Source organism: Winogradskya consettensis, assembly GCF_018332715.1.
In the GTDB taxonomy this organism is placed as follows: domain Bacteria; phylum Actinomycetota; class Actinomycetes; order Mycobacteriales; family Micromonosporaceae; genus Actinoplanes; species Actinoplanes consettensis.
In genome coordinates this window covers 474,843-495,836 of sequence record NZ_BOQP01000008.1, presented here as the reverse complement: position 1 = coordinate 495,836, position 20,994 = coordinate 474,843, and the positions used below count along the sequence as shown (strand labels likewise).

Sequence of the window (20,994 nt, the reverse complement as noted above, 5' to 3'; positions counted from 1 at the left end):
ACGCAAGCCCCCCAATGGACTGACGTCCATGACGGGTGACCGCCCGCTGAGTCACTGCGCGAGGACCAGGTGCAAACGGCGCTCGACCCAGCGCAGTTCTTCCTCCAGGCGCAGCAGGTCACCGTCGAGGGAGCCCGGGAGGCTGCCGGCGCGGGCGGTTTCCTCCAGGCCGTCGCAGATGTCGGCGACCACGGTCGCGCCGATGTTGCCGGCGGCGCCCTTGAACGTGTGGGCCTCCTCCTCGAAGGTCGTCACGTCGCCGGAGGCCAGGGCGGAGCGCAGGACCGTCAGATGGGCGGGGGCGCGCCGCAGGAACGACTGGACGAGCCGGTCGACCAGGGCCATCTCGGGGTCGGTGTGGTCGCCGGCGAGTTCGTCGAGGCGGCGACCGACCGGGTCGTCGGCGTGCCCGACGGTGGCGGCGGGCAGGACCGGGACGGCCGGGGTGCCCTGGATCCAGCGTTCCAGGGCGTGACCGAGCTCGTTCGGGTTGACCGGTTTCGACAGGTAGTCGTCCATGCCGGCGGCCAGGCAGCGTTCCCGGTCGGCGACCAGGGCGCTGGCCGTCATCGCGATGATGGGGGTACGGGACCCGCCCTCGGCCTCGCGGCGGCGCAACTGCGCGGTGGCGGTGAAACCGTCCATGCGGGGCATCCGGCAGTCCATCAGGATCGCGTCGTAGTGCCGGGCGGCGGCCATCTCGAGCGCGCGGATGCCGTCACCGGCCACGTCGACCTCGTAGCCGAGCGTCGTCAGGACCCCCACGGCGACCATCTGGTTGATGTCGTTGTCCTCGACCAGCAGCACCGTGCCCAGGATCCGCCGGGCAGCGGCGGCGGGTACGGGCACCGCCGGGCACTGCGCGAGCACGTCGTACAGGTCGGAACGGTGCACGGGTTTCGGCAGATACGTGGCACCGCCCCCCTCGGGGGCATCCACCGGTGGAGCCGCGCCGAGAACGATCACGTGCGCGGCCGGGATGGCCGGGTCCGCGGCGACGACCCGGGTCAGCCCGGCGGTGTCGACGTCGCCGGCGTCCGCGTCGAGCAGCAGCACGTCGAACGGGCGGCCGTGCTCGGCGGCGTCGCGCAGTGCGTGCATCGCCGCCGGGCCGGTGTCCGCCGCGGTGACCTTCAGATGCCAGCGCCGCAGGTCGGCCTCCAGAGCCGGGCGGTCCGGGCCGGTGCCGACCACCAGAACACGCAGACCCGCGTTGTCCGGTGCGGCCGCGACGACATCACTGGTCGCCGGTTCGAACGGGATCGAGCACCAGAACGTGGAACCCTGACCCGGTTCGCTGTCGACCCCGATCGTGCCGCCCATGGCCTCGGTGAGCTGCTTGCTGATCGCCAGGCCAAGCCCGGTGCCACCGTACGTGCGGGTCGTCGACGCGTCGGCCTGCGTGAACGGCTCGAACAGCCGGGCCGCGTCCGACGCCGTGATCCCGATGCCGGTGTCGGTGACCTCGAACCGCACCACCGGCCCGTCCGCCGACGACGACACCAGATCCGCGCGGACCGTGACGCTGCCCTTGCCGGTGAACTTCACCGCGTTGCCCGCCAGATTGATCAGCACCTGCCGGACCCGGCCGCCGTCACCGCGTACGGTGCGGGGAAGACCCGGGCCGCGGCGGGTGACCACCGTCAGGCCCTTGTCCTCCGCCGTCGGGGCGACCAGCGCGGCCGTCTCCGCGAGCAACGCGCCCAGGTCGAAGTCGTCCGGGTCGAGGACCACCTTGCCGGCCTCGATCTTGGAGAAGTCGAGGATGTCGTTGATGACGCCGAGCAGCGCGTTGCCCGCCGAGTGGATCCCCGCGGCGTACCGGCGCTGCGCCGGGTCCAGGTCGGTGCCCATCAGCAGCGACGCGAGACCCAGGACCCCGTTCATAGGCGTACGGATCTCGTGGCTCATCGTCGCCAGGAACTCCGTCTTGATCTTCGACTGCTCGACGGCCTCGTCCCGGGCCAGCTCGGCGTTCTGCGTCGCCTTGCGCAGATCGGTCACGTCCAGCGACACCCCGCAGATCCCGTACAACTCACCGAACGGGTCGAACAGCGGGAACTTGTTCGACTCGAACAACCGCCGCTCCCCGGTGGCCGACTCCTGGAACTCCTCCATGTGGACCGCCCCGGCCAGGGCGAGCTTGTCGTTGGCCTGCCAGACCGGGGCCAGTTCCGGATCCAGATCATGATCGGTACGCCCGAGGATCTGCGCCTCGCTGAGCCCGAACGCCTTCTGGAACGTCTCGTTCGCGAGCAGGTACCGCCCGTCGAGGTCCTTCACGTAGATCGCCGACTGACTGTTCGTGATCACCGCGAGCAGCATCGCGGTCTGCGCGTCGCGTTCCGCCTCGGCCTGCGCGCGGCCCACCGCGACCTGTTCGCGCATCTCGATGGCGTGCCGGCGCTGCTGCTCGTGCGGCTCCTCGAACAACGCCCCGCGCCCGGCGAGCAGCACCCCGTAGCCGCGGCGCAGCGTCCAGTAGTAGACCCCGACCGCCGCGGTCAGCACGTCCCACGCCGCGGTCGGCCACAACGACCAGCTCTGATGCATCCCCGCCATGGTCGCCGACGACGCCCACGCCGCCTGCCAGTACATCGCCGCATGCAGCGCGTGCCCGACGGCGCAGCTGAAGAAGATCATCGCGGTGGCGACCGCGAGCCGGTTCGTGCGCAACTGTCCCGCGCGCACCACCGGCACCACGATCGCAACGGTGATCGCGGCGTACGCGCACGCGATGACGATGTTGCCGACCAGTGCCCACTGCTGCGCCACACAGACCTGATCGGCCGCAACCCGCGATGCGCTTAGAGGAACTCCTTCACCGCCGGCGCGAGCACCGAAGCCTTCACGATGTGGGTCTGCCCGGGCAGCGTCCGGTACTGCGCGCCTGGCAACGCCGCGCTCAGCGCCGCCGCGGCGTTACGCATGTACTGAGGGCTCTTCCCGCCGTCCAGAACCAGCGCCGGGGCCGTGACGCGAGCCCACCGCGACGGGTCCAGCGGCTGCCCGCGCCCGGTGTCGCCGAGGACCCGCAGGTCGTACGGGAGGGTCGGCGCCGTGGCCCGCATCTTCCGGAACGGCGGCAGGACCGACATGATCGTCACCGCGAAACCGGGCATGCCGACACTGCGCAGGAACTTCTTCACCGCCCCGCCGGTGTCCCCGGCCGCGACCAGCGCCTCCATCTCCGGCAGGAACGCGTCCGGGCGCGGCGCGTGGGTGCCGTCGACGATGAAAGGCGGCTCGTACAGCGCCAGCTTCGTCACCCCGGGCAGCGCGTTCGCGGCGTCGGCGGCCAGCACCGCCCCGGACGACACCCCCACCAGCGCCGCGGACCCACCGGCCGCCTGCAGCAGCGCGGCCAGATCCTCGACCTCCCGCCGCGGCTCGTACGGCGCCGTGTCCCCGCTCTCGCCCCGCCCGCGCCGGTCGTAGCGGTAGACGGTGAACGCATCCGACAGCGCCACCGCCAGGTCACCGGAGGGCCCGAACCCGCGATGCGTCATCGCCCCGTCGACCAGAATCACCGCGGGCCCCGACCCGGACGTCTCGAACCCGATCCGCGTCCCGTCAGCCGACGTCACCGTACTCATGAACCACTCTTCTCCAGTAGAAGCCGCCAACGATCACGATCAACGATCCCGAACGCGGCATGACTCGCGATCATCGCGCCGTGCATCCCCCGCAGAACCCGCTGGTCACGGCCCGCACGACGGTCGAGCCACGATCAACACCCTCGACCAGATATTCGTACGCGACACAGCGGCCGTCCGGGCCGGGGGCACTCCCGTAAGCGAACCGCCGCCCCGCCTCCACGGCAGTGACCGTCCCCGCGGGCATCCAGTCGTCGCCGAATGAGGTCCGCACGGTGTCCCCGTCGACCTCCGTGCGCCCCACGAACCAGCTGCTGATCCCCGGACCCGTCGCGATCGCCGCCCACACCTGCTCCGGATCCGCCGGCACCTGCGCCTCGAACGCCGTCTCGAACTCTTTTCCCACCGCTCAGCCCTCCCGCTCGACGCCGGCACCGGGCCTGGTCACGCTGGGGTGGACGGCGACGACGATGCGGTGGTTGCGGCCGCCCGGCGTGCTGTCGTCGTGATACCGCCCGACCAGGTGCGTGACCGCCGCCGTCAGCTCCTCGGCGAATGCGGCCCGCGCCGCCGCGGTCGCGAACGTGACCTCCCCGTCGATCGCGAACGTGGCGACCCGCTTGTCCGCCCGCACCGACCCGGTGATCAGCTCCCCGACATCACGGACCAGCCGGGCCGCGACCGCCAGCAGCCACCGCGCCGACAACCGGTCCGGCGCACGGGACGTGTCCGGGGCGACGGCCGCCATCGCGCTGGGGGAGATGACGTAACTGGACGCGGTCGCCCGCATCATCCGCTCGGTCATGTTGCCCTTGCGGCGCTGCTCGACCAGCTCGATCAGCCCGTGCTGCTCCAGCGTCCGCAGGTGATAGTTCACCTTCTGCCGCGGCAGCCCCACCCGCGCGGCGAGCATCGCCGCCGACGCCGGCTCGGCCAGCGCCGCCAGCAACCGCGACCGGATCGGATCCAGACTGACCTCCGCCGCCGCCGCGTCCTCGATCACCGCCACGTCATCCATGCCGCCACCCTCCCACCGACAAAATAATTTGTCCAGCAGGGGATCACCCCCGATGATGGAGCGGTGACCGATCCCGAGACGTTCGTCCTGGCCGGATTCGTGGCCGGACCCCGCTGGGTGCCGCCGGTGGCGGACTGGACCGCCGGCCTGCCCCGCGCGATTGCCACCGTCAGCGACTGCCTCACGGACTTCCTCCCGACCGGCCCGGAGTTCGAGGAATGGCAGCAACCGCTCTTCGAACCCTGGCAGCTGTCCCTGCGGCATGCGACCGACGCCGTCCGCCGCGTACCGCACCCCGCGCACGTCCTGAGCATGAGCGTCGCGCCGGCACAGGTCACCGAACTGACGGCCCTGATGGAGCAGTGGATCGACGACCTCCCCCATCCGGTCCGGCTGCACCTCGCCCAGCCCGCACCCACCCCACCCGGCATTGTTCTCGGGTTCGAGGTGCTCGGCTTCGACGTCGGCCGTTTCCACAGCTGGCTCTGTCACGGCACCGAGGGATACGACGAGCGCGGGATCCGGCCGGGAAAGGCCGGCCTGCTGACCACACTGCACGACGCGCAGCAGGTCGTCGAGCTGCTCAGCACCGACCAGGACGACACCACCTGGTTCCCCGCGCTGATCACCGAACACGACACCGACAGGGGTGCGGTAGAAACGAGCACGTGACGACGAGCGAGGAATTGCAGCACAACACCATGAACGGGGCGACCGGCGGGATCTGGCGGGTGCGTGGTGACGACGGCGTCAGCAGGGTGCTGAAGGTCGCCACCCCGGGGCGTCCCGATGCGGTCGCGCACTTCCAGGCCTCCGACGAGCCCGGGCACTGGAACTACTGGCGGCGCGAGCTCCTCGCGTACCAATCGGGTCTGGCCGGCGCTGCCTTCGCCGATGCCGGCGTGCGCGCCCCGCGGCTGCTGGACACCGCGCAGCGTGCCGACGGATCGGTCGAGCTGTGGCTCGAAGACGTCGCGGGAACCCCCGGAACGGCGTGCGGCAGTGCCGAGCTCGGCGACGTCGCCTACCGCATCGGCGTCGCGCAGGCCCGCTGGCTGGGCAGACCCCTGGCGCAGCCCTGGCTGGCCCGTGACTTCCTGCGCGACTACACGACCTCGCAGTCGCTTGCCGTCGACCTCGACTGGGACCACCCGATCGCCGCGGCGGCGTGGTCACCGGCGCTGCGGGCGGAGCTGCGGACGTTGTGGGAACGCCGCCGTGACGTGCTCGCGGCCGCGGACCGGTTGCCGCGTACGTTGTGCCACCACGACCTGTGGCCCATGAACCTGATCGTCACGGACGGCGGGCCGGTGCTGCTGGACTGGGCGTTCGTCGGGCCGGGCGCGATCGGGGAGGACGTCGCGAACCTGACCCTGGACACGTTCTTCGACGGGCTCATCGACATCACCCTGATCGGCGACGTGACCGCCGCGGTCGGCGACGGATACCGCCGCGGCCTGGCCGGCGTGGACGCCGCCCTGATCGACCGGGCCATCAAGGCCACCGGGGCGGCGAAGTACTACTGGCTCGCGCCCCGGATGCTGGGCGCCCTCACCGCGGCACCCCGCAGAGGCTCCTACGACAGCCGCGACACCGAAGCGATCTTCGCCGGTCGTGCCCCCGTGCTCGAAGCCGTGGCGGCCTGGGCACGGGAGACACTCACGTAGCGGCGGGGAAGTGCAGGTTCCAGCGACCCGAACGCCACATCAGCCGGGTCAGCGACAACGGCGCCACGTCCAGGCTCCACAACCGCTCGTCGGGCAGCCCCAGCGCGTGGGTCAGCGCCGCCCGCACGACGATCGGGTGTGCCACCGCGACGACCCGGTGCCGGGCCATCGAGTCGACCCATTCGCCGACGCGCTGCCGGATCCGGACCAGGGACTCACCGCCGTGCGGGGCCGCACCCGGGTCGGTCAGCCACTGCTTCAGGGCGTCCGGGTCGGCGAGCGCTACCTCGTCCAGGCTTTTGCCGTTCCAGTGGCCGAAGTCCGGGTCGGCGAGGTCCGGCTCGGTCGCCGCGGTGTGACCCAGGGCCTGCGCCGTCTCGCACGACGCGCGGGACGGCGCGCAGACCCACATGTCGCCGCGGCCGAACGCGGACAGAGCGAGGGCGGCCTTGCGGCCGCCCTCGTCGAGATCCTCGTCGCCGCCGAACCGCGCACCCCGTAGGGCCGCCGTCGGCGCGCAGGCGAGCAACCGCAGCCCGCTCACACCGGCACGGACTCCGCTTCGGGTGCGCTCGCGACACTCTCGCGCCGCTTCCCGAGCCGCGACAGCAGCGCCGTGAACGCGATCCCCAGCGACAGCCACAGCGTCGCCTGCGTGCCCAGCGACGTGATCCGGAAATTCCACAGCAGGCTCGCCGGGAACGTCTCGGACACCTCGTCGATGTTCGGCAGCAACACGTAACCGATCACCACGACGACCAGGAACCCGGCCAGGCCCGCGACGAGGCGCAGCCACTCGGGTGCCCCGGCGCGCAGCGACCGCGACGCGAGGACACCGGCCCAGACCGCCACGAGACCGATCACCAGGATCGACAGGTAACTGATCGTGCGCTGGTTGATCGTCGACGGGTCACCGACCGCGGGCGGGTTCGGCGGATACTTCACGAACGGCACCAGCACCAGGCCGACGAACGCCGCGGCGGCCAGCCCGAGCGAGGCCCGGGAGTCGTCCGAGGTCCGCAACCGGCGGCGCAACAAGGTGTACGCGGTGGCGAGCAGCCCGCCCATCACGACGCCGTACAGGGCGGTGGCCAGGAACAGCCCGCCCTTCTGACCGTCGCGTGACACCAGGGGCTCCTCCTCGTCGTGGGAGTGCCCGTCAGCCGCGGGTGTCGCCGCGGCCTGGGAGTTGGCTTCCTCGATGGCGATCGCCGCGTCGACCTTGGGCTCACCCAGGGAATACGCGAAGACACCGGACAGCAGCCCGGCGATCAGACCCGCGAGCAACCCCCGCAGCAGAATGGCGCCGTAGGTAGGCGCAGCCGCCCGGCCCGTCAGTGACACGGAACGCCGAGCAGGTGACGCCCGTCGTGCATGAGCTCGTGCAGGAACATGCCGCTCTGCGACACCGCGCCCTGGTCGAACGCGACCAGGTAGGCGAGCAGGAGCAGACCGGCCACCACGGCGGCAGCGGTCCACAGCACCCGGGGGGAGACCGCCGGAACGTTGAGCGGGCGAACCGCCTGAACCTTGGACATAACTATTAGACCCTTCCTTGCGGGATGACGCGTCCCGATCGACAGGCCTGCGACGCATGAGTGTCCTGACTCACGAACCCCGGTTGGAAAGGGCCCGTTCACAGTGGCGCGACCGCACCGGATTCACACCGGTTTCCCTCACGACGCCGCAGAAATGGTGTCCTCAACCTAGCTGTGCCCCGGTGAGCCGGTCAATCGCGGCGGAGGTCACCACCACCGGGTCCCCGCGCCCGCCGCCACGCCGGTACCATCCAGACCGGTCGTTGTACGGGGGTTCGACATGGTCATGAGCAGGGCAGCGGTCGCCGTGACCGCGCTGGTCGCCGGGGTGCTGCTCCCGGCCGCACCGGCACAGGCGAAAGCGTTCGTGTGCCAGCAGCAGGTCCAGGCAGGGCAGAACAGCAAGGCGGTGCCGTACGAGACCGCGCTGTTCGCCCCGGACCGGCTCGCGCCGTTCGCCACCGGCAGGGGCATCCGCGTCGCCGTGCTCGACTCCGGCGTCGACGACAGCAACCCGCAGCTCGACGGTCAGGTCGACCGGGGCAAGGACTTCCTGCACAACAACAGCGACGCCCGGCAGGACTGCATCGGGCACGGCACGGAAGTGGCGAGCATCATCGCCGCGAAACCCAGCGCCGCGGCGGGCCTGCGCGGTCTCGCCCCGGACGCCACCATCGTCCCGGTGCGCGTCAGCGAGCAGACCGACACCGCGAACGGCGGCACCAGCGGCGAACCGGCCAGCCCCGCGGTGTTCGCCCAGGCCATCCGGTGGGCGGCCAGCCCGTCCGGTGGCAACGCCGACGTCATCAACATGTCCCTGGTCATGACCGGGGAGAGCGACGCGGTCATCGCCGCGGTGAGAGACGTCATCGCGCAGGGCGTCGTCGTGGTCGCCGCGGTCGGTAACCACGCCACCGACGGCAACCCCGACCCTTATCCCGCCAAGCTGCCCGGCGTCATCGGTGTCGGCTCGATCGACGCGACCGGCGTGAAGAGCGACTTCTCCCAGCACGGCATCTATGTCGACGTCATGGCCCCCGGCCGCGACGTCACCGTCGCCACCCCCCGCACCGGGCAGCGTTCCGACAGCGGGACCAGCTTCGCCACCCCGTACGTCTCGGCGACCGCGGCCCTGGTCAAGCAGCGTTTCCCGACGCTGAGCCCGGCGCAGATCTCCCGGCGCATCCTGGCCACCGCCGACGCGGCCCCCGGCGGCGCGAAAAGTGACGAGTACGGCGCCGGCATCCTCAACCCGTACCGCGCGCTGACCGAGACCCTCGGCCCGGACACCCCGCCCACCCCACCGGCCAAGGTCATGATCATTCAGGACCCGGCCGCGCTGGCCCTGGCACAGCGCCGCGCCGACGCCCAGGACCGGGCCCTGCTGTTCGCGGCGATCGGCGCCGGTGTCGTCGTCCTGGTCGTCCTGGTCGCCGCCGCGATCCGCAAGGGCCGCCGCCGCGGCTGGCGTCCCGGTGACCCCACCGCCCCGGCCGAGGAGAACCCGTTCGACTCGCGCACCCTGGAGTCCACCCGATGACCGCCCACGACGTCGCCCGGGCCCTGCCGGATCTCCCTACCCTGCGGGAACGCTGCCGGGTGTTCGCGATGACCGACGCGGTCCTGAGCCCCGAATGGGACTACCGCTACTTCTCGTTCAACCAGCACTGGGCACCCGATCAGCAGATGGCGTCGATGCGTAACGGCTCCGGCGACGAATGGTCGATCGTGTTCAGCCCCGCGGGTGCGTTCCTGCGCGGCTTCGACCACGAGGCCCGGATGAGCCCGTACGGCAACGACGGCAAGCTGTGGCCCGGCCTGGTCGACACGGTCCCCGAGGCGTTGCGGTTCGGCGTCGACGAGCCGGCGTTCAGCAACAGCCTCGGCACCCTCGCCGCGACCGTGTGCCTGTGGCGCGAGACCGGCGACGACCACTGGCACACCGGGCAGGTCGACCTCCCGGACGACGACGACCCGGACGGCTCAGCATGGCTGTTCGAGCTGCTGCTGGGCGGCACGGCGGCGGTCTACCAGGATTTCGCGGAGGACTACTACGAGATGCCCGTCGACCTGGACGCGGTCATCGAGATCTTCCAGCAACGCCCGCTGACCGACGGCCTGGTCCGCCGCCTCAACCCCGAGGTCGCGCTGAGCGACCTGGCCCAGGACATCGCGCAGATCGGCTACCCGGCGCTCTGATCACCCAGGAACGCCGCGGTGCTGTCGCGCAGGGCGGCCGTGCAGGCGGCGACCGCCGGGTGGGTGAGCGCACCGCGACGGCAGGCGACCCGGGTCCGCCGGCGGGTGGGCAGAGGGATCAGATCAACCCCTGGCGGTGGGTACGCAGCCGCGAGCCGCGGCACCACCGACACGCCCTGCCCCGCCGCGACCAGCGCCAACACGGTCGTGAAGTCGTCGGCGTAGTGACGCGGCCGCGGCGCGAACCCGGCCGCACGGCACACGTGGACCGTCATCGTGTGGCACAACGTCCCCGGGCTCGCCAGGATCCACCGGCTGTCCCGCACGTCGTCCAGCCCGGCCGCCCCCGCGCCCTCGGGGACGGCGAGGAAGACCCGCTCGTCGAGCAACTGCACCGTGTCGAGGGTGCCGTCGTCCGCGGCCGGGACCACGTCGTAGTCGTTGAGCAGGCCCACGTCGAGGCGCCGGTCCCGCAACGCGTCGGGGACCTGCGCCGGGTCGAGCTCGGTCACCAGCAGTTCCAGCCCGGGATGTTCACGGCCCAGCGTCACCAGGGCCGGTGGGAGCAGGGTCCGGACCGCTGACGGGTACGCCCCGATGCGCAGCGGCCCGCTCAGCCCCGTGGCGACCGCGGCGAGAGCGGCGTCGGCCTGCTCCAGGGCGGCGAGCACCGTCCGGGCCTGCTCGGCGAGGACCCGCCCGGCCGGGGTGAACGTGACACTGCGCCCGGTGCGGCGCAGCAGCGGCACACCGGCCTCGCGCTCCAGGGCGGCGAGCTGCTGGGACACCGCGGACGGCGTGTAGGTGTGTGCCTGCGCGACCGCGGCGATCGTGCCGAGGCGGGACAGGTCGTGGAGCAGCAGGAGGCGGCGCACGTCGAGCATCAGGTCAGCTTACGTTCGGGCGTACCAAACGGAACTGGACCTTAAGGTCGTGCGGGTCGAAAGTAGTCGTATGACTTTCGCCGGTGTGTACGTGCCGCTGATCACCCCGTTCGACGCCTCCGGCGCGGTGGCGTTCGACGCGCTGGAACGCCTCGCCCACGACGTCCTCGACGGCGGGGCGGCCGGGCTGGTGGCGCTCGGGACCACGGGGGAGCCGGGCTCGCTCGACGACAAGGAACGCGACGGGGTCCTCGACGTGATCGCCGGGGTGTGCCGGGCCAGGCGGGCGCAGCTGATCGTCGGCGCCAACCGGATCGGCGACGCCGCGGGCGTGCCGTCGCATGCCGTTGCTGTGCTGACCCTGGTCCCGCCGTTCCTGCTGCCCGGCGAGGACGGCGTGGTCGCATATTTCGAGGATTTCGCGGCCCGCAGCCCGGTCCCGGTCCTGGCATACCACGTGCCCTACCGCACCGGGCAGGCCCTGAGCGCCGCGGCGCTGCGGCGGATCGCCGCGATCGACGGGGTCGCCGGCATGAAACTCGCCGCCGGCGGCATCGACACCACAGTCGTCGATCTGCTCAGCGACCCGCCCGCGGACCTCGCGATCCTCTGCGGCGACGACGCGTTCCTCGCCCCGCTGCTCAGCATGGGTGTCCCCGGCGCGATCATCGCCTCCGCCCACCTGGACACCGCAGCGTTCACGGCTCTGGTCCACGACCGGGAGCCCCAGCCGCGCCTCGCCCGGCTCGCCCTGGCCCTGTTCGCCGAACCCAACCCGACCGTCATCAAAGCCGTCCTGCACGCCCGGGGCCGCATCCCCACCCCGGACGTCCGCCTGCCGCTGCTGCCCGCCTCCGCGGCGAGCCTGCACCTGGCCCTGTCCGTTTAAGGTCGTCCTGGTGGATATCCGAGAGCTCACGATCACCGGGCCCGAAGCCGGACCGTATTCCCTCACCACCGGCCCCGACGAGACGCTGTGGGTGACGTGCGCACACAGCGGCGAGCTCGTCAGGATCGGCCCCGGCGGTGACGTCACCACGATCGGCCTGGACGCCCCGCAGAGCCAGCCCGCCGTGATCGTCGCCGGCCCCGACGACGCCGTGTGGTTCACCCGCACCCGCGACGACACGATCAGCCGCGTCGGCACCGACCTGCGCTCGTTCCCGCTGCCGACGGGCTCCGGAGCGTACGGGCTGGCGGCCGGGCCCGACGGGGCGCTGTGGTTCACCGCGATGACCACCAGCCGCATCGGCCGGCTCGCACCCGACGGCGCGGTCACGGAGTTCTCCCTGCCCGACGCGGCGTTCCCGGCGATGATCACCGCAGGGCCGGACGGGGCGCTGTGGTTCACCCTCAACCAGGCCGGTGCGATCGGCCGGATCACCACCGGCGGTGACGTGCGCCTGCACGAGCTCCCCACCCCGGGTGCCGCACCGGTCGGTATCACCAGCGACGGTGTCGACCTGTGGTTCGTGGAGATCGGTGCCGGGCAGCTCGGCCGGATCACCACCGGCGGCACGGTCACGGAGTTCCCGCTGAGCGACCGGGCGGCCCGGCCGCACGCGATCACCGCCGCCGGCGTGGGGGACCTCTGGTTCACCGAGTGGGGCGCGAACAGGATCGGCCATCGCACCCCGGACGGCACGCTCACCGCTCATGACCTGCCCACCGAGAAGTCCGAGCCGCACGGCATCACCGTCGACGCCACCGGCGGGGTGTGGGCGGCCCTGGAAATCGGTCGCGTCGCGCATATCGTGTCGTAGATGGACGACATCAGGGCATGGCTGCGGGCGCGGGGGACCGAGACGGTCGAACACCCCGGCGGGACCCTCTACGCGCATCTCAACCGGGTGCAGGAACGGCTCGGTGCGCTGGGACACGACCGGGACGTGCAGGTGGCGGGGCTGACGCATGCGGCGTACAGCACCGACGGGTTCGATCTGGCGCTGGTGGACCACACCGACCGCGGGCCGCTGCAGGCTCTGATCGGCGACCTGGCCGAAGACCTCGTCCACCGGTACGGGTCGTGCGAACGTTCCCGCACGTGGAAGACGCTCCCGGAAACCCGGCAGGTGTGGGACCGCTGGACGGACACCGCGGTGCCGCTGCCCGATGGGCTCGTGACGCCGTTCGCGGACCTCAGCGTGATCAACGAGCTGGACGTGCTCGAGCAGGACCCGGCGATCGCCGCGCGCTACGGCGGCTACTTCCGGGACCTGTTCGCGGCCTGGGCGCCCCTGCTGTCCGCGCCGGTGCAGGCCGAGGTGCGGCGGGTGCTGGCGTAAGATCTTCGGTGATGAACATGCGGTCGATCTACCAGCACGGTTTCGCCCGGGTCGCCGCCTGCACCGGCCACACCGCCCTCGCGGACCCGCCGGTCAACGCCGCCGCGGTCCTGCAGCAGGCGCGACGCTGCGCCGACGAGGGTGTCGCCGTGGCGGTGTTTCCCGAGCTGACGCTGTCCGGTTATTCGATCGAGGACCTGCTGCTGCAGGACGTCCTGCTCGACGACGTCGAAACGGCGTTGCAGACCGTCGTCGCCGGGACGACCGATCTGCTGAGCGTGCTCGTGGTCGGGGCGCCGCTGCGGCACCGCAACCGCATCTACAACTGCGCGGTCGTCATCCACCGCGGGCGGGTCCTCGGGGTGGCCCCGAAGTCGTACCTGCCGAACTACCGGGAGTTCTACGAGCAGCGCCAGCTCGCCGCCGGGGACGACGAGCGCAGTGCCACGATCCGGGTCGGCGCGGTGGACGTACCGTTCGGGGTGAATCTGCTGTTCACCGCCGAGGACGTGCCCGGCCTGGTCCTGCACGCGGAGATCTGCGAGGACATGTGGATGCCGGTGCCGCCCAGCGCCGAAGCCGCCCTCGCCGGAGCGACCCTGCTGGTCAACCTGTCGGGCAGCCCGATCACCGTCGGCCGCGCCGAGGACCGCCGGCTGCTGGTCCGCTCGGCATCGTCACGGTGCCTGGCCGCCTATGTGTACGCCGCGGCCGGCGCCGGGGAGTCGACCACGGACCTGTCCTGGGACGGGCAGACCATGATCTACGAGAACGGGGTCCTGCTCGCCGAGACCGAGCGGTTCCCCCTCGACGACCGCACGGCGATCGCGGACATCGACCTCGACCTGCTGCGCCAGGAACGCCAGCGGCAGGGCACGTTCGACGACAACCGCCGCACCCACGCCGAGCGCACCGGCGACTTCCAGCAGATCGCGTTCCGGCTCGACCCGCCCGCCACCGACCTGGGCCTGCGCCGCAAGGTGGAACGGTTCCCGTTCGTGCCCGCCGACGCGCAGCGCCTCGCGCAGGACTGCTACGAGGCGTACAACATCCAGGTCGCCGGGCTGACCCAGCGCCTCGCCGCCATCGGCGGCCCGAAAGTCGTCATCGGGGTCTCCGGGGGTCTCGACTCCACCCACGCCCTGATCGTCGCGGCCCGCGCGATGGACCGCGCCGGGCGGCCCCGCACCGACATCCTCGCGTTCACGATGCCCGGCTTCGCGACCAGCGACCACACCAAGGCCAACGCCCACGCCCTGATGCGCTCGCTCGGGGTCACCGCCGCGGAGCTCGACATCAAGCCCGCCGCGCGGATCATGCTGGAGGAGATGGGCCACCCGTTCTCCGCGGGGGAGCCGGTCTACGACGTGACCTTCGAGAACGTCCAGGCCGGGCTGCGCACCGACTATCTGTTCCGGCTCGCCAACCAGCGCGGCGGCATCGTCCTGGGCACCGGTGACCTGTCCGAGCTGGCCCTGGGCTGGTGCACGTACGGCGTCGGCGACCAGATGAGCCACTACAACGTCAACTCCGGCGTCCCCAAAACCCTGATGCAGCACCTCATCCGCTGGGTCGTCGCCAGCGACCAGTTCGACGCCGCCACCGCCGCGACGCTGACCGCGATCCTCGGCACGGAGATCAGCCCCGAACTCGTCCCGGGCGACACCCCGCAGTCCACGGAGTCGACGATCGGCCCGTACGCCCTGCACGACTTCACCCTGTTCCACGTCCTGCGCTACGGCTTCCGCCCCTCGAAGATCGCCTTCCTGGCCTGGCACGCCTGGCGTGACGTCACCGCCGGCGCCTGGCCACCCGGTTTCCCGGAAGCCGACCGCGGAGAGTACGACCTGCCGGAGATCCGCAAATGGCTCGAGTACTTCTGCCGCCGCTTCTTCCAGTTCGCCCAGTTCAAACGCTCCGCCATGCCCAACGGCCCCAAGGTGTCCGCCGGCGGCTCACTCTCCCCCCGCGGTGACTGGCGCGCCCCCTCGGACGGCACGGCCCACGCCTGGCTGCGCGACCTCGCCCGCTGGGAGCCCTGATCCGCTACCCCCACATGCCGCAGGATCAGCTGCGCCATGCCTCGAGTGCCAACCGCTCCGCCAGGATCTTCTTGACCTGCGACGGTGGTAACGGGCGGCTGACGATCCGGGACAGTGCCTGATCCGGATGCAGGCCGAGCCGCCACAGCGCGCCCGCGTGGATGTCCAGATAGTGCCTGCACCACCACCGGCCGGTCTCGTCGTCGCGGCCGCACGCCACACCGCCCCGGACCTCACCCTCCTTGAAGGGGTCCCAGTCGATGCCACGGTCAGCCAGTCAACCGGCCAGGGTGAAACGACCGCCACCGTCCGAGGAGTACACCGACACCCAATCACCGTTCATGGCGCCACACTACGGAACCCGGAGTTCCCGGCACAGTCACAGCCGGATCATCCCGGCGAGTTCCTCGGGCAGGCCCGGAGAGAAATACACATGCCCCATCCCGGGTACGACGTGCAGGTTCGCACCCGCGACAGCCGCAGCCAACGCCGCGCCGTGCTCCTGCGGAAAGATCGGGTCCTGATCACCGTGGATGACCGTGGTCGGCGCGACGATCGACGACAGCGGGACGAGCAGGTCCGGGGTGAGCGTCCTCGCGGCCCGTTGGTGGTTCGCCGCCGCGGCCGGGTCGGTGGCCCGCGACAACGCCCGCTCGAGCATCGCCCGCACGGCTGGTTCGTCGAACGGGCGGACCGGCCCGTTGAAGATGCGGAACAGCGCCACGTCGGTCTCCACCCCCGGCGGTAGTCCGGCGGCGAAATGCGCGAGCAGCTCGGGTGACGGCTTCGGCAGTTCCGGGTGGTGCCCCATCGGTGTGCTGCTCAGCAACGTCAGAGACCGGACGCGGTCCGGGGCGTGCACGGCCAGCCACTGCCCGATCACCCCACCCATCGACCCGCCGGCCAGGTGAGCGGCGTCGAGGTCGTAGCCGTCGAGCACGGCGAGGCAGTCGGTGGCCATGTCGTCGAGGGTGTACGGGTGGGTGTCGAAGTCGACGACGCTGGAACGGCCGGTGTCGCGGTGATCGAACCGGATGACCTGCACACCGCGGTCGACGAGCCCGGTGACCAGCGCGTCGGGGCAGCTGATGCCCTGCGCCGCCGACCCCATGATCAGCAGCACGGCGGGGTGGCCGGGATCCCCGGCACGCTCGGTCCACAGCCGCACCGGCCCGGACGCCACGAACCGTTCCTGCGTCTCCATCCCGGAATCCTATTGAGGGGCGGCACATGGCCGCCCCTCAATAAGTTTACTGGCGGAAGACCGCCCTGACGAGAGCGTCCAGGGCCTGAGGAAAGACCTCCGCCGGGTTGATCGCGGCGTCGCCCATCGTCAGCCCGGCGGTCAGGGTCCTGCTGCCGTCGGGGGTGCTGTACATCAGGGCGCCGTAGCCGCCGGGTGCGCCACCGTTGTGGTGGTAGACGACGCCGCCGCAGTCCGGGCCGAGGTCCTGCACGAACAGGCCCATGCCGTAGTCGATCGGGCCCTGCGGCGTACGCATCTCGGCCAGCTGCGGCTCCGGGAGCAGCGTGCCGTCGTTGAGTGCGGCGAAGAACAGGTGCAGGTCCCGGGTCGTCGTGATCGCACCACCGGCGCCGGGCATCATCGACAGGTTCTGGCGCGAGACGTCGGTGACCGTCCAGTCGTCGCCGTCCTGGTAGCGGTAGTAGCCGTGGGAGTACGGGTGGGGCAGGTCCGTGGTGGTGCCCGCCAGCTGGGTGTCACGCAATGCGAGCGGGCGCAGGATGCGGTGGTGCAGCTGCTCACCGTACGAGCTGCCGGTGACCGCCCCGATCAGCAGCGTGGCCAGGGTGTAGTTGGTGTTTGAGTAGCTCCAGTCGGCGCCCGGTTCGAACCGCGCCGGTTTCGCCAAGGCCAGCTCGACGAGCTCCTGCGCGTCGTAGGTCCGCAGGCGCGTGTCGACCCATTCCTTGCCGGTCGCGGGGATTCCCGGTGCGAACGTCCCGTCGGCGTAGTACTCGCCGGTGTAGTTGAACAGGCCACTGGTGTGCTGCAGCAGCATGCGTACGGTGATCCGCTCGTCGAGCCCCAGACCCGGCAGATGCTGGGCCACCGGGCTGTCCAGGCCGAGCTTCTCCTCGGCCACGAGCTGCAGGACCACCGTGGCGGTGAACGGCTTGGCGACGCTGCCCGCCCAGAACCTGCCGTCGGTCGGGGGTGGAGCGTTGTCGCCGAGCTTGCGTACGCCGGCGCTGCCGGCCCATTCGCCCTGCGCGTCGTGCACGCGCAGCTGCAGCCCGGCGAACCCGGCGTCGACGAACTCTTCGATGGCCTTCTGCAGATCCCTGGTCATGACAATCCCTTTCGGAGAGTACGGATGCTTCAGAGGTGCGGGCGCTTCAGAGGACGCGGGCGCTTCAGAGGGTGCGGGCGCTGATGTCGCCGTGGGCGGTCGTCGCACGGATGCTCAGCGCGGTGCCGCCGCCGGTGGTCGCGAGGGCGTTGTGGACGCGGCCGAAGGAGGTGCCGGCGTCGAGGGAGGCGGCGGTTCCGGGCGCGGCGCCGACCGAGATGCTGCCGTGCCCGGTGTGCAGCTCGACGGTGCCGGCGGCGGCCTCGGTGATGCTCAGGCCGCCCTTCTGGGTGCTGAGCTGCGCGGAGCCACCGAGCCGGCCGACCGTGATCCCGCCGTTCTGCAGGGTCAGGTGCGCGCTTGCGGTCTCGTCGAGCTCGACCGAGCCGCCCGCGGCCTCGACGGTGACGTCGCCGAGGCGTCCGACGCCGCGCAGGTCGGCGCTGGCCGCTTTCGCCTCGACCGACGACCCGGTGGGCAGCTGCACGGTCACCTCGACGTATCCGGACGAGCCGAGCAGCGCACTGGACGGTTTCGCTGCCTCGATCCGCAGGACGCCGTCGCCGTAGGAGACCGTGATGCGTTGCGCGGCTTTCACGTCGCGGCTCTTGGCGGCGTCGAACGGCAGGACCTCGACGGTGGTGTCGGCCCGGTCGGCGGCGATGACCCGGATCCGGCCGGCGGGGATGTCGAGGACGGCGGCGACGGGGGCGGGGGTGGTGAACGTCTGCATGTCGAACTCCTTGTTCGCGTTGTTTCCGATGTATGAAACGCTACGTTGCCTTCACGGATCGCTCAACGCTTCCGTTGCATAAATGCGCTGTTTACGCAGCTCAGGGCCTTAAAATCATTGCAACCGTGCTGAAACTAACGCAACACCCCGGGCGTACCCGTTGCAATTGTTGGAAAGTGAAAGCTACTGTGGACGAAACGGTGACCGGAGAAGGAGACTGTGATGCCGGGAGGCAGACTCACCCCGCAGGAACGCCAGCAGATCACCGCGGGCCTGGCCGGCGGGCTGCCCTACGCGGAGATCGCCCGGCGTCTCGACCGCCCGACCTCGACCGTCACCCGCGAGGTCATGCGCAACGGCGGCCCCACGGCCTACCGCGCCGACCTCGCCGGCCTGGCCACCGAGCGCCGCGCCCGGCAGCGCAAGAAGACCGCCACCCCTGGCACGGCCCCGCAGCCCCGCCCACAAGCCGTCCGGGACTACGAGGCGACGTTCGCGGCGGTCTTCGAGCAGGGCGGCCTGCCCAAGATGACGGCCCGGGTCGTGGCCGCGATCTACATGACCGACGCGGGCGGCCTCACCGCCGCCGAGCTGGCAGGGCGCCTGCGGATCAGCCCGGCATCGGTCTCCAAGGCGATCGCGTTCCTCGAAGCCCAGGGCCTGGTCCGCCGCGAACGCGACGACCGCCGCCGCGAACGCTACGTCGTCGACGACGACGTCCTCTACCAGTCCACGATGGCCAGCGCCCGCTCCACCGCCCACCTCGGCGTGATCGCCCGTCAGGGTGTGGGCGTCCTCGGCGCCGGCACCCCTGCCGCCGACCGCCTGGAGAACATCGCCCGCTTCGTCGACTTCATCTCCGAGGCCATCATCCGCGCCGCGGACCAGGCACGCGACATCCTGCACCCCCCGAAAGGCTAGAGTTGGCGGCATGGGTTGCATGGAAATTCGCTCCGCCGGATCGGTGTCCCGACCATCCCGCCTGATCCGTGGAGCAACCCATGCCGCACCTCTTCCTCATCGTCGGCCTGCCCGGCGCCGGTAAAACCACCCGGGCCGCCGCCCTCGCCGTCACCCACCGGGCCCTGAGACTGACCCCGGACGAATGGATGATCGCGCTCTACGACGGCGTCCAGCCCGACGGCAAACGCGACCTGCTCGAAGGCCGCCTGATCATGGTCGCCCTGCAGGCCTTGCACATCGGCACGAACGTCGTGCTCGACTTCGGCCTCTGGGGCCGCGACGAACGCTCGGCCCTGCGCTGGCTGGCAGCCTCGGTCGGCGCCTCCTGCACGGTGGTCTATCTGCCCGTCGACGAGGACGTCCAACGCACCCGCGTCGCCCACCGCCAGGCCACCGCACCCCACACGACGTTCCCGATGTCAGACACCGACCTGATCACATGGCGCGCCCAGTTCCAGCCACCCGACACCACCGAGCTCAACGAATCCAGCCCCGTGCCAGGCCCACCACCGGGCTGGTCCAGCTGGCCGCAATGGGCTGCCGGCCGCTGGCCCTCACTTCCGCCCCTCGGTCTTCCGCCCCTCGGTCGGTCAGATCCCTGACGTGAGTCGCCCCGGGCCCCCGGGCGTCGGCTCTGTGCTATCCGCGGCTCTGGTTCTGCTCGTCACCACATCGCTGTACGGGGTCAGCGCCCGCAGAACCCGACCGTGACCATGGACGACGGCGTCGCGATCGCCGCGCAGGTGATCTACCCGACGGACCTCGCGACCGGTGCTGCTCAGCCAGGATCCGTACGGTATCGCCGGGCCGTTCCCATCGGTCATGGCCGGGAGATACTTCGTCCAGCACGGCTACATCTACATCGTGACGTCGGTACGCGGAACCGGCTCGTCCGGTGGCCAGCTCGACTGGGACGGCGCCCGCCAGGGCCGCGACGGTGCCGCACTCGTCGACTGTGCCGCGCACACCCTTCCCGGCTCGGACTGGACGGCTGCTCGCACCTCGGCATCAACCAGTGGTTCACGATATTTGTCATCGATCCGAAGTGGCGCTGGTTGGCCACGGTGCTGGGCCTGGCCGGCCTTGGTGCGGGCGGATACGCCACGTTCACCACCGACACCGAAGGTGGCCCTGTCGCGCTGCTGCTCGTTGGCCTGGTCTTCATGGTCTTCATGTTCATCGCGATGAGGGGCCAACTGCCGGACCGGCTCAAGATCGGCGACAACGATGTCTCGTGGCAGGGCGCACCGGAGGACTACGTTGCCGAGACGATCACGGCTGCAACGCCTGAGAAAAGCCGAACTCGCATCCGTCGCACCGGAAGTTGCCGCCGACGCCATCCGCAAGGCCGCGCTGCACGAGGCTGCGGGCGGCCTGGTTGCCTCCGTCGTCAACGCCATGCCGATTGCTGAGCTCAGGCAAATCGGAGGCCACCTGCTGCTGGTCGAAGGGGACAACGACGGACGCGTGTACCGGCCCGGCAACAGGGTCGCCCGCGATTCGCTGCGCGACCTCCTGCATCGATTGCTCACGGAGTCCATGGAGAGGGCTGCCGAGATGGCCAAGGAAGACGAGTTGATCCGGCACTTCATCGAGAGCGCGGAAGGTCACCCCAAACTGTCGTAGGCGAGTCCTACCGTCGCTTCATGACGAACATGGACGACCCCGCTTCTCCTGACCCGTCCGCGTCGCAATGGTGCTCCCGTTGTCGGCGCATGGCTCCGCCGGAGGCCTTCGTTGACACGTCAGGACAG

The 20,994-nt window shown here is 71.0% G+C and carries 24 protein-coding genes and 1 riboswitch; of the genes, 12 read left to right on the top strand and 12 right to left on the bottom strand.

Going from position 1 to position 20,994, the window contains the following annotated elements; genetic code table 11:
- Positions 1-51: 51 nt before the first annotated feature.
- The 4 genes from Aco04nite_RS10860 to Aco04nite_RS10845 form a co-directional block, all read right to left on the bottom strand.
- Positions 52-2,775, bottom strand: a complete 2,724-nt coding sequence (locus Aco04nite_RS10860) for a hybrid sensor histidine kinase/response regulator (RefSeq protein ID WP_212997064.1) — start codon at positions 2,773-2,775, stop codon at positions 52-54.
- Positions 2,776-2,807: 32 nt separating this feature from the next.
- On the bottom strand, positions 2,808-3,596 hold the full coding sequence (locus tag Aco04nite_RS10855; RefSeq protein WP_212997063.1) for an alpha/beta fold hydrolase: 789 nt from the start codon (positions 3,594-3,596) through the stop codon (positions 2,808-2,810).
- A 70-nt stretch (positions 3,597-3,666) separates the two neighbouring features.
- Entirely contained in the window at positions 3,667-4,002 is a 336-nt protein-coding gene (locus Aco04nite_RS10850; RefSeq protein ID WP_212997062.1) for an SRPBCC family protein, read from the bottom strand.
- Positions 4,003-4,005: 3 nt separating this feature from the next.
- Positions 4,006-4,614 (bottom strand): winged helix-turn-helix domain-containing protein, encoded by a 609-nt coding sequence (locus Aco04nite_RS10845; RefSeq protein ID WP_212997061.1) that lies wholly within the window; start codon positions 4,612-4,614, stop codon positions 4,006-4,008.
- 63 nt (positions 4,615-4,677) lie between these two features.
- Here Aco04nite_RS10845 and Aco04nite_RS10840 point away from each other — a divergent pair, with 63 nt between their 5' ends.
- Positions 4,678-5,286, top strand: a complete 609-nt coding sequence (locus tag Aco04nite_RS10840; protein WP_212997060.1) for a hypothetical protein — start codon at positions 4,678-4,680, stop codon at positions 5,284-5,286.
- Positions 5,283-6,281: a phosphotransferase gene (locus Aco04nite_RS10835; RefSeq protein ID WP_212997059.1), complete on the top strand. Its 999-nt coding sequence runs from the start codon at positions 5,283-5,285 to the stop codon at positions 6,279-6,281. Before Aco04nite_RS10840 ends, Aco04nite_RS10835 begins: the two co-directional genes overlap by 4 nt.
- Here the strand turns inward: Aco04nite_RS10835 and Aco04nite_RS10830 are convergent.
- Genes Aco04nite_RS10830 through Aco04nite_RS10820 form a run of 3 tightly spaced genes read right to left on the bottom strand, consistent with a single transcriptional unit; the run spans position 6,274 to position 7,819 of the window.
- Positions 6,274-6,825, bottom strand: a complete 552-nt coding sequence (locus tag Aco04nite_RS10830) for a histidine phosphatase family protein (protein ID WP_212997058.1) — start codon at positions 6,823-6,825, stop codon at positions 6,274-6,276. The genes Aco04nite_RS10835 and Aco04nite_RS10830 overlap by 8 nt on opposite strands.
- Positions 6,822-7,625 (bottom strand): CbtA family protein, encoded by an 804-nt coding sequence (locus Aco04nite_RS10825; protein ID WP_212997057.1) that lies wholly within the window; start codon positions 7,623-7,625, stop codon positions 6,822-6,824. The genes Aco04nite_RS10830 and Aco04nite_RS10825 overlap by 4 nt, the downstream gene beginning before the upstream one ends.
- Positions 7,616-7,819, bottom strand: coding sequence for a CbtB domain-containing protein (locus tag Aco04nite_RS10820; RefSeq protein ID WP_212997056.1), 204 nt, complete (start codon positions 7,817-7,819; stop codon positions 7,616-7,618). Before Aco04nite_RS10820 ends, Aco04nite_RS10825 begins: the two co-directional genes overlap by 10 nt.
- Before the next feature lie 60 nt (positions 7,820-7,879).
- Positions 7,880-7,956, bottom strand: a riboswitch (cobalamin riboswitch).
- A gap of 149 nt (positions 7,957-8,105) precedes the next feature.
- Here Aco04nite_RS10820 and mycP point away from each other — a divergent pair.
- Together mycP and Aco04nite_RS10810 are read left to right on the top strand one after the other, a co-directional pair.
- Positions 8,106-9,359, top strand: coding sequence for a type VII secretion-associated serine protease mycosin (gene mycP / locus Aco04nite_RS10815; protein WP_244875881.1), 1,254 nt, complete (start codon positions 8,106-8,108; stop codon positions 9,357-9,359).
- Positions 9,356-10,018, top strand: coding sequence for a hypothetical protein (locus Aco04nite_RS10810; RefSeq protein ID WP_212997054.1), 663 nt, complete (start codon positions 9,356-9,358; stop codon positions 10,016-10,018). The genes mycP and Aco04nite_RS10810 overlap by 4 nt, the downstream gene beginning before the upstream one ends.
- On the opposite strand, the gene Aco04nite_RS10805 is transcribed toward Aco04nite_RS10810, so the two are convergent.
- Positions 10,003-10,902, bottom strand: a complete 900-nt coding sequence (locus Aco04nite_RS10805) for a LysR family transcriptional regulator (RefSeq protein ID WP_212997053.1) — start codon at positions 10,900-10,902, stop codon at positions 10,003-10,005. The two genes, Aco04nite_RS10810 and Aco04nite_RS10805, sit on opposite strands and share 16 nt — an antisense overlap.
- Positions 10,903-10,972: 70 nt before the next feature.
- Between Aco04nite_RS10805 and Aco04nite_RS10800 the strand changes: the two genes are divergently transcribed.
- The 4 genes from Aco04nite_RS10800 to Aco04nite_RS10785 are packed head-to-tail and all read left to right on the top strand — an operon-like array spanning position 10,973 to position 15,229.
- The gene (locus Aco04nite_RS10800; protein WP_212997052.1) at positions 10,973-11,791 is read left to right on the top strand and encodes a dihydrodipicolinate synthase family protein; all 819 of its coding nucleotides are present in this window, start codon (positions 10,973-10,975) and stop codon (positions 11,789-11,791) included.
- A gap of 10 nt (positions 11,792-11,801) precedes the next feature.
- Positions 11,802-12,665: a Vgb family protein gene (locus Aco04nite_RS10795; protein ID WP_212997051.1), complete on the top strand. Its 864-nt coding sequence runs from the start codon at positions 11,802-11,804 to the stop codon at positions 12,663-12,665.
- Positions 12,666-13,187, top strand: coding sequence for a DUF6817 domain-containing protein (locus tag Aco04nite_RS10790; RefSeq protein WP_212997050.1), 522 nt, complete (start codon positions 12,666-12,668; stop codon positions 13,185-13,187). It abuts the gene before it with no gap.
- Positions 13,188-13,198: 11 nt separating this feature from the next.
- Positions 13,199-15,229: an NAD(+) synthase gene (locus Aco04nite_RS10785; RefSeq protein ID WP_212997049.1), complete on the top strand. Its 2,031-nt coding sequence runs from the start codon at positions 13,199-13,201 to the stop codon at positions 15,227-15,229.
- Positions 15,230-15,254: 25 nt separating this feature from the next.
- Here the strand turns inward: Aco04nite_RS10785 and Aco04nite_RS10780 are convergent, their stop codons facing one another.
- The 4 genes from Aco04nite_RS10780 to Aco04nite_RS10765 form a co-directional block, all read right to left on the bottom strand.
- Positions 15,255-15,449 (bottom strand): hypothetical protein, encoded by a 195-nt coding sequence (locus Aco04nite_RS10780; protein ID WP_212997048.1) that lies wholly within the window; start codon positions 15,447-15,449, stop codon positions 15,255-15,257.
- A gap of 159 nt (positions 15,450-15,608) precedes the next feature.
- Entirely contained in the window at positions 15,609-16,433 is an 825-nt protein-coding gene (locus Aco04nite_RS10775) for an alpha/beta fold hydrolase (RefSeq protein WP_212997047.1), read from the bottom strand.
- A 46-nt stretch (positions 16,434-16,479) separates the two neighbouring features.
- Positions 16,480-17,544 (bottom strand): serine hydrolase domain-containing protein, encoded by a 1,065-nt coding sequence (locus Aco04nite_RS10770; RefSeq protein ID WP_212997046.1) that lies wholly within the window; start codon positions 17,542-17,544, stop codon positions 16,480-16,482.
- 64 nt (positions 17,545-17,608) lie between these two features.
- Complete coding sequence (locus Aco04nite_RS10765) at positions 17,609-18,277, bottom strand: DUF4097 family beta strand repeat-containing protein (RefSeq protein WP_212997045.1); 669 nt, start codon at positions 18,275-18,277, stop codon at positions 17,609-17,611.
- A gap of 222 nt (positions 18,278-18,499) precedes the next feature.
- Here Aco04nite_RS10765 and Aco04nite_RS10760 point away from each other — a divergent pair, with 222 nt between their 5' ends.
- From Aco04nite_RS10760 to Aco04nite_RS10745, 4 genes are all read left to right on the top strand, one after another.
- Positions 18,500-19,198, top strand: coding sequence for a GbsR/MarR family transcriptional regulator (locus tag Aco04nite_RS10760; protein WP_212997044.1), 699 nt, complete (start codon positions 18,500-18,502; stop codon positions 19,196-19,198).
- 80 nt (positions 19,199-19,278) lie between these two features.
- On the top strand, positions 19,279-19,842 hold the full coding sequence (locus tag Aco04nite_RS10755) for a P-loop nucleotide/nucleoside kinase family protein (protein ID WP_212997043.1): 564 nt from the start codon (positions 19,279-19,281) through the stop codon (positions 19,840-19,842).
- Between the two features lie 169 nt (positions 19,843-20,011).
- Positions 20,012-20,428: a CocE/NonD family hydrolase gene (locus tag Aco04nite_RS49995; protein ID WP_212997042.1), complete on the top strand. Its 417-nt coding sequence runs from the start codon at positions 20,012-20,014 to the stop codon at positions 20,426-20,428.
- A gap of 72 nt (positions 20,429-20,500) precedes the next feature.
- A complete protein-coding gene (locus tag Aco04nite_RS10745; protein ID WP_212997041.1) occupies positions 20,501-20,866 on the top strand; it encodes a hypothetical protein in 366 nt (121 codons plus the stop codon).
- Positions 20,867-20,994: the final 128 nt, after the last annotated feature.